Origin of the sequence: Streptomyces sp. SID5785 (assembly GCF_009870065.1) — a bacterium.
Lineage (GTDB): Bacteria > Actinomycetota > Actinomycetes > Streptomycetales > Streptomycetaceae > Streptomyces.
This window is the reverse complement of the sequence record NZ_WWIA01000652.1, coordinates 1-7083: the sequence shown is the minus strand read 5'-3', so window position 1 is coordinate 7083 and position 7083 is coordinate 1. Positions and strand designations below refer to the sequence as shown.

Sequence of the window (7083 nt, the reverse complement as noted above, 5' to 3'; positions counted from 1 at the left end):
TCGGGCACATGCACGTGCCCGTGCCGGAGCCGCCGATGAGGCCGATGTCGTGCGGCGTGAGGTGCGTGTTGTGGACGCCGGTGGTGCGGTCGCCGAGCACTCCGTGGTCGGCGAGCAGCTGCGTCGGCGTGCAGCCGTGCGCGGCCTGGCAGGCCTCGTTCTCCGCGGTCTGCTCGGACAGGTGGACGTGCAGCGGGACGCCGCGCACCCGGGCCCATTCGGCGACCGTGGAGAGCTGGTCGGCCGGGACGGCGCGGACGGAGTGCACGGCCGCGCCGATCTTCGCGTGCGGCCGGTCCTTGAGGAGCGAGGCCCGCTCGGCCCAGGCCTCGGCCGTGCCGTCGGAGAACCGCTGCTGGTGGCGGTCGGGCGCCTTGCCGAACCCGGCGGACAGGTACGCGGTGTCGAGCAGCGTGATGCGGATGCCCGCCTCGTCGGCCGCGGCGATCAGCGCCTCGCCCATCGCGTTCGGGTCGGCGTACGGGGTGCCGCCGGGCGCGTGGTGCAGATAGTGGAACTCGCCGACCGCGGTGATGCCGGCCAGCGCCATCTCCGCGTACACGGCCCGGGCGAGCGCGTGGTACGTGTCAGGGGTGAGCCGGTCCGCGACCGAGTACATGGTCTCGCGCCAGGTCCAGAACGTGCCCGAGCCGACCTGCACGGTCGCGCGCAGGGCGCGGTGGAAGGCGTGGCTGTGGGCGTTGGCGAGGCCGGGCAGGGTGAGGCCGCGCAGCACGGTCGCGCCGGGCGGCGGCGTCTCGACGCCCTTGTGCAGCGCGGTGATCCGCCCGTCGGCGACCTCCACCGTCACGCCGGGCTCGACCGTGGGGTCGAGCCAGGCGTGTTCGAGCCAGTACGTCGTGGTCACGTGCAGGCCAGCCCTTCGAGTACGTCGGCCAGTGCGCGCACCCCGGCGAGGCAGTCGTCCTCGGCCGCGAACTCGGCCGGGGAGTGCGAGACGCCCGTCGGGTTGCGTACGAACAGCATGGCGGTGGGGACGGACGACGCGAGGATTCCGGCGTCGTGTCCCGCGCCGGTGCCGAGCACGGGCACCGTGAGGTCGGTGTCGGTGCCCAGGATCCGGGTGAGTTCGTCACGCAGCGCGTGGTCGAACTCGACGATCGGCGTGAACGACTCCCGGGTGAGCGACACCTCGATGCCGTGCTGCTCGGCGTACTCGCGGGCCGCCTTCTCGATGGCGGTGACCGTCGTGTCCAGTGCGTCCTGGTCCGCGGCGCGGGAGTCGAGCCAGCCGCGCACGAGCGAGGGGATCGCGTTGACCCCGTTCGGCTCGACCGCGATCTTGCCGAAGGTGGCGACGGCGCCGGCGAGCGCGGCCTCGCGGCGGGCCGCGAGGACGGTCTCGGCGTACGGCAGCATGGGGTCGCGGCGGTCGGCCAGGCGGGTGGTGCCCGCGTGGTTGGCCTCGCCGCGGAAGTCGAAGCGCCAGCGGCCGTGCGGCCAGATGGAGCTGGCGACGCCGACCGCGTCGCCGGACAGGTCCAGGGCGCGGCCCTGCTCGACGTGCAGTTCGACGAACGCGCCGATGCGGCCGAGGCGTTCGGGGTCGGCGCCGATGGCCTCCGGGTCGTACCCGGCGCGCTCCATGGCCTGCGGGAGGCTGACGCCGTCCCCGTCCTCGAGCGCGAAGGCCTGCTCGCGGCTGAGGTGGCCGCCGGTGAGGCGGGAGCCGACGCAGGCGAGGCCGAAGCGGGCGCCCTCCTCGTCGCCGAAGTTGGTGATCGCGAGCGGCTTGGTGAACTCCGCTCCCCTGCGGCGGAGTTCGTCCAGGGCGGCGAACGAGGACACGACGCCGAGGGGGCCGTCGAAGGCGCCGCCGTCCGGGACGGAGTCGAGGTGGGAGCCGGTGACGACGGCTCCGTCGCCCTGCGGGTCGCCGAGCCAGGCCCACTGGTTGCCGTTGCGGTCGACCTCGAGGGTCAGGCCGCGGTTCTCCGCCTGCTCCTTGAACCAGCCCTTGCAGTCGGCGTCGGCCGCGGTCCAGGCATAGCGGCGGTACCCGCGGGTGTCCTTGTCACGGCCGATGGGCTGCAGGTCGCGCCACATCGCCGTGAAGTCCGGGGTGGTCGGCGACTGCGGACCGGTCGTGGCCGGTCGCGCAGTTCCCCGTGCCCCTTCAGGGCGCGTCACTTGCTGTCGCCCTCGGTCATCGGGACGCGGACACCGCGCTCCTTGGCGACGTCGGCCGCGTGCTCGTAGCCCGCGTCGACGTGGCGGATGACGCCCATCGCCGGGTCGTTGGTGAGGACGCGCTCGATCTTCTGGGCGGCGAGGTCGGTGCCGTCGGCGACGCAGACCTGGCCGGCGTGGATGGAGCGGCCCATGCCGACGCCGCCGCCGTGGTGCAGGGAGACCCAGGTGGCGCCGGAGGAGGTGTTGACCAGGGCGTTGAGGAGCGGCCAGTCGGCGATCGCGTCGGAGCCGTCCTTCATGGACTCGGTCTCGCGGTACGGGGACGCGACGGAGCCGGAGTCGAGGTGGTCGCGGCCGATGGCGACGGGGGCGGAGAGCTCGCCGGAGGCGACCATCTCGTTGAACTTGAGCCCGGCCAGGTGGCGTTCGCCGTAGCCGAGCCAGCAGATGCGGGCCGGGAGGCCCTCGAAGGAGATGCGCTCGGCGGCCATGTCGAGCCAGCGGTGCAGGTGCGTGTTCTCCGGGAACAGCTCCTTGATCGCCTTGTCGGTCTTCGCGATGTCCTCGGGGTCGCCGGACAGGGCGGCCCAGCGGAACGGGCCGAGGCCCTCCTCGAACAGCGGGCGGATGTGCGCGGGCACGAAGCCGGGGAAGTCGAAGGCGCGCTCGTAGCCGGCCTTGCGGGCCTCGTCGCGGATCGAGTTGCCGTAGTCGAAGACCTCGGCGCCCTTGTCGAGGAAGCCGACCATGGCCTCGACGTGCAGGGCCATCGACTTGCGGGACTTCTCGGTGAAGCCGGCCGGGTCCGCCTCGCGCTCCTTGTCCCAGTCCTCGACCGAGATGCCGACGGGCAGGTAGGCGAGCGGGTCGTGGGCCGAGGTCTGGTCGGTGACGATGTCGATCGGGGCCTCGCGGCGCAGCAGCTCCGGGAAGACCTCGGCCGCGTTGCCGACGACGCCGATGGACAGGCCGCGGCGCTCGTCGCGGGCGGCGATCGCGAGCTCGAGGGCGTGGTCGAGGTTGTCGGCCTTGACGTCGAGGTAGCGGGTGCCGATGCGGCGGTCGATGCGGGTCTCGTCGACGTCGACGCAGATCGCGACGCCCTCGTTCATGGTGACGGCGAGGGGCTGGGCGCCGCCCATGCCGCCGACACCGGCGGTGAGGGTGATCGTCCCGGCGAGCGTGCCGTCGAACTTCTTGCGGGCGACGGCACCGAAGGTCTCGTACGTGCCCTGGACGATGCCCTGCGAGCCGATGTAGATCCACGAACCGGCCGTCATCTGGCCGTACATGGTCAGGCCCTCGGCCTCCAGCTTGCGGAACTCCTCCCAGTTGGCCCAGTCGCCGACCAGGTTGGAGTTGGCGAGGAGCACGCGGGGCGCCCACTCGCTGGTGCGCAGCACGCCGACCGGCTTGCCGGACTGGACGAGGAGCGTCTCGTCCGACTTCAGCGTCTTGAGCGTGCGCACGATCGCGTCGTACGCCTCCCAGGACCGGGCCGCCTTGCCGGTGCCCCCGTAGACGACGAGCTTGTCGGGGTGCTCGGCGACCTCCGCGTCCAGGTTGTTCATGAGCATCCGCAGGGCACCCTCCTGCTGCCACCCCAGGGTGTTGAGCTCGGTGCCGCGCGGGGCTCGTACGGGACGGGGTCCGGACATCGGGGTGCCTCCTGGGATGGGGTCGGGCTGCCTGCGGGGGTTCCTTTTGGCGTTCGTATTCACATCCTGGCGTTCTGAATAGAACTAGTCAACAGGTGTCGTGGAGCAGGCCGTGATGGTTGTCTGGCGGCATGGCTCACGACACCGATCAGACCCCGCTCCTGTCCGGGCCCGCCCCGGACCCCGCTGCCCGCCGCGACCGGGCCGTACGCGCCGCGGTCGCCCAGGGCCTGATCGGCCCCGCGACCCCGGTCGCCGGGCTGCTCGACGTCACCGGCATCCGGGCCTCCGCCGCCGCCCTGCACGCCGCCTTCGACGCCGTCACCGCGCCCGGCACCCCCGTCCTGCACGCCTTCGCCGTGAAGGCCACCCCGCTCGTGCCCGTGCTGCGCCTGCTGCACCGGGCCGGGATCGGCGCCGAGGTCGCGAGCCCGGGCGAACTGGCGCTGGCCCGCGCCGCCGGGGTGCCGCCCGCCCGCACCGTGCTCGACTCCCCCGCCAAGACCGCCGCCGAACTGCGCGAGGCCCTGGCCCTCGGCATCGCCGTCAACGCCGACAACCCCGAGGAGCTGGCCCGCCTCGACACTCTCGTCGCCTCCGCGCCGACCGCCTCCCCGCTGGGCCTGCGCGTCAACCCGCAGATCGGCGCCGGCTCCATCGGCGCCCTGTCCACCGCGACCGCCACCTCCAAGTTCGGCGTCGCCCTGCGCGACGAGGGCGCCCGCGCGTGGGTCGTGCGCGCGTACCTGGACCGGCCGTGGCTGACCCGGCTGCACACCCACTCCGGCTCGCAGGGCGTGCCGCTCGAGCTGATGGCCGAGGGCGTACGGGCCGTCCACGCACTCGCCGAGGAGATCAACGCGGCCGCCGGGCGCCGCCAGATCGACACCCTCGACATCGGCGGCGGCCTGCCCGTGAACTTCTCCTCCGACGAGGAGACCCCCACGTATGCCGCGTACGCGCGCCTGCTGGCCTCGACCGTGCCGGGCCTGTTCGACGGGGGCTACGGCCTCGTCACCGAGTTCGGCCGCTCCCTGCTCGCCAAGCACGGCACGACGCTCGCCCTCGTCGAGTACGCCAAGGAGAGCGGCGGCCGCCCCATCGCGGTCACCCACGCGGGCGTCCAGGTCGCCACCCGCACCGTGTACGCGCCCGCCTCCTGGCCGCTCAGGATCGCCGCCTACGACGCGCAGGGCCTGCCCAGGACCGGCCCGCTCGTCGCGCAGGACGTGGCGGGTCCGGCGTGCTTCGCCGGCGACCTGCTCGCCGAGAACCAGAAACTGCCCCGCATCGCGGCGGGCGACCACGTGGCCGCCCTCGACACCGGCGCCTACTACTTCGCCCAGCACTACTCGTACAACTCCCTGGCCAGGCCGGGGGTGTACGGCTACGCGGACGGGCCGGACGGCACGGTGCGGTTCGCCACCGTGCGCGAGCCGCAGCAGGTCGAGGAGATCGTCGCGGAGTCGGGCGGCGCGCTGCGCGAGGAGCTCACCGGCCTCTGAGGGGCAGGCGGCGGCGGATTCTAGTACCCCCTTCGCATGTTCCATTGGAAAATGCCAGAACGCTCACCAGGCCCCCGTACGGTGCGTAGCGTCAGCGTCACACCGGCACCAGGGGTGCGTGGACGTGACGGACAGGTGGGGGGATCCAGGCGTGCCCGGAATCGACGAGTGTCTGCTCGAGGCCATGCGGCTGCCGGGGGCCCGGGGCGCCTCGGTCGTCGACTGGACCAGCGGCCTTGCCCTGGGCACCATCGGTGAGTCGCCGAACGGCGACCACGAGGTCACCGCCGCCGAGACCGCCGAGGTCGCCCGGCTCACCGCCGAGCACCGGGCGTTCGCCCCCGAGGGCGGCGGCGACTGGTCGACGAACGGGGCCGAGCCCCCGGTCGAGGACGTCATCGTCACCAGCCGCGACGGCTACCACCTGCTGCGCTTCGTCCGCACCAGCTTCGACAGCAGCGTCTTCCTGCACCTGTGGCTCGACCGCTCCGAGGGCAACCTCGCCCTGTCCCGCATCCGCCTCGCCGACCTCGCCGAGCGGCTGGTCCTCGGGTGAGCGGGCCGGACATACCCGGCGGGCCCGGCCGGCACTCCGGGGTCTCCCCCATGCTGAGCCGGCTCGCCTCCGAGCGGGCCACCGGCGCCCTGCTGCGCGAGCACGGCACGCTCTATCTGCAGGACGGCCGCATCGTGCACGCCGAGTCGCCCGCGACCCCCGGCATGGACGTGCTGCTCACCGCGACCGGGGTGATCAACGCCGACGGCTGGTGGGAGGCCGTCGACCGGGCGGGCGCCCTGCACCGCGTCGGCCGCTATCTCGTCGAGCACGGCCGGCTGACCGACGGCGCGCTCGAACTGTGCCACCTCGGCGCCCTGTTCGACGCCGCCTACTTCACCCTCGCCCCGACCAGCGGCCCGACCCGCTTCCGGTACGGGGTCGCGCACTGGTTCGGCACGGTGCGGCCCGTGCCGGTCGCCGCCGTCGAACGCGAGACACTGCGCCGCCGCGACCTGCTCCAGCGGATCTGGCCCGAGCCGGACACCGACACCGCCCCGCTCAGCCGCACCAGCCTGCACCCGCTGCGGGTGCCTCCGCGCCGCCGCCGGGTGCTCGAACTCGTCGACGGGACGCGCACCGCCTCACAGATCGCCCTCGCGCTCGGCCGCCCCGCCTTCCACACCCTCGTCGACCTGCGCCGCCTCGCCTCCGGCGGCCTCGTCACGACCGCGCCACCGGCCCCGCCCGCCGAGGCCGTACCGGACTGGATCACGCGGACCGCCGCCGTCGAGGACCCCGACGTGGCGCTGCTGCGTCGGCTGCGCGCCGCCCTGGAGGCCCTGTGAGACGCCGTCGCCAGCCCCCCGAAAGGAGAACTCCGATGGTCGACGAGGCCGAACTCCTCGCCGAGATACACCGGTTGAGAGTCCAGGTGCCACAGGTGACCGGGGCGCTCGCGGCCAGCGTCGACGGCCTCGTCCTCGCCCACGACACACCCGGTGTCGAGGCCGAGGGCGTCGCGGCCCTGACCGCCGCCGCGCTCGGCGTCGCCCTGCGGCTCTCCGACGCGACCGGCCAGGGCGGCTTCCGCGAACTCCTCGTCCGCGGCACCGACGGCTACGTCGCCACCTACGCCGCCGGGGACGCGGCCGTCCTCACGCTCCTCGCCGAGGACCGGGTGAACGTGGGCCGCCTCCACCTCGAGGGCCGCCGGGCCGGGGCCCGGATCGGCGAGCTCGTCGGCGCGGCCGGGCCCGCCGCGGCCGCG

Annotated in this window: 7 protein-coding genes; 4 read left to right on the top strand and 3 right to left on the bottom strand. The window is 73.8% G+C overall.

Annotated elements, in window-relative coordinates:
• The 3 genes from GTW43_RS21455 to hutU all read right to left on the bottom strand — a co-directional run.
• On the bottom strand, positions 1 to 868 hold an 868-nt coding region (locus GTW43_RS21455), incomplete at its 3' end, for a formimidoylglutamate deiminase (RefSeq protein ID WP_161303644.1).
• Positions 865 to 2067, bottom strand: coding sequence for an allantoate amidohydrolase (locus GTW43_RS21450; RefSeq protein ID WP_161303643.1), 1203 nt, complete (start codon positions 2065 to 2067; stop codon positions 865 to 867). The genes GTW43_RS21455 and GTW43_RS21450, both read right to left, overlap by 4 nt.
• Positions 2068 to 2147: 80 nt before the next feature.
• Positions 2148 to 3812, bottom strand: a complete 1665-nt coding sequence (gene hutU, locus GTW43_RS21445) for a urocanate hydratase (protein WP_161303642.1) — start codon at positions 3810 to 3812, stop codon at positions 2148 to 2150.
• Between the two features lie 131 nt (positions 3813 to 3943).
• On the opposite strand from hutU, the gene GTW43_RS21440 reads away from it, so the two are divergent.
• The 4 genes from GTW43_RS21440 to GTW43_RS21425 form a co-directional block, all read left to right on the top strand.
• Positions 3944 to 5317, top strand: a complete 1374-nt coding sequence (locus GTW43_RS21440) for a diaminopimelate decarboxylase (protein ID WP_161303641.1) — start codon at positions 3944 to 3946, stop codon at positions 5315 to 5317.
• Positions 5318 to 5468: 151 nt separating this feature from the next.
• The gene (locus tag GTW43_RS21435) at positions 5469 to 5873 is read left to right on the top strand and encodes a hypothetical protein (protein ID WP_161303640.1); all 405 of its coding nucleotides are present in this window, start codon (positions 5469 to 5471) and stop codon (positions 5871 to 5873) included.
• A gap of 50 nt (positions 5874 to 5923) precedes the next feature.
• Positions 5924 to 6661, top strand: a complete 738-nt coding sequence (locus GTW43_RS21430; protein WP_161303639.1) for a DUF4388 domain-containing protein — start codon at positions 5924 to 5926, stop codon at positions 6659 to 6661.
• Between the two features lie 35 nt (positions 6662 to 6696).
• Positions 6697 to 7083: roadblock/LC7 domain-containing protein (locus tag GTW43_RS21425; RefSeq protein ID WP_202501786.1), on the top strand; the 387-nt coding region annotated here is incomplete at its 3' end.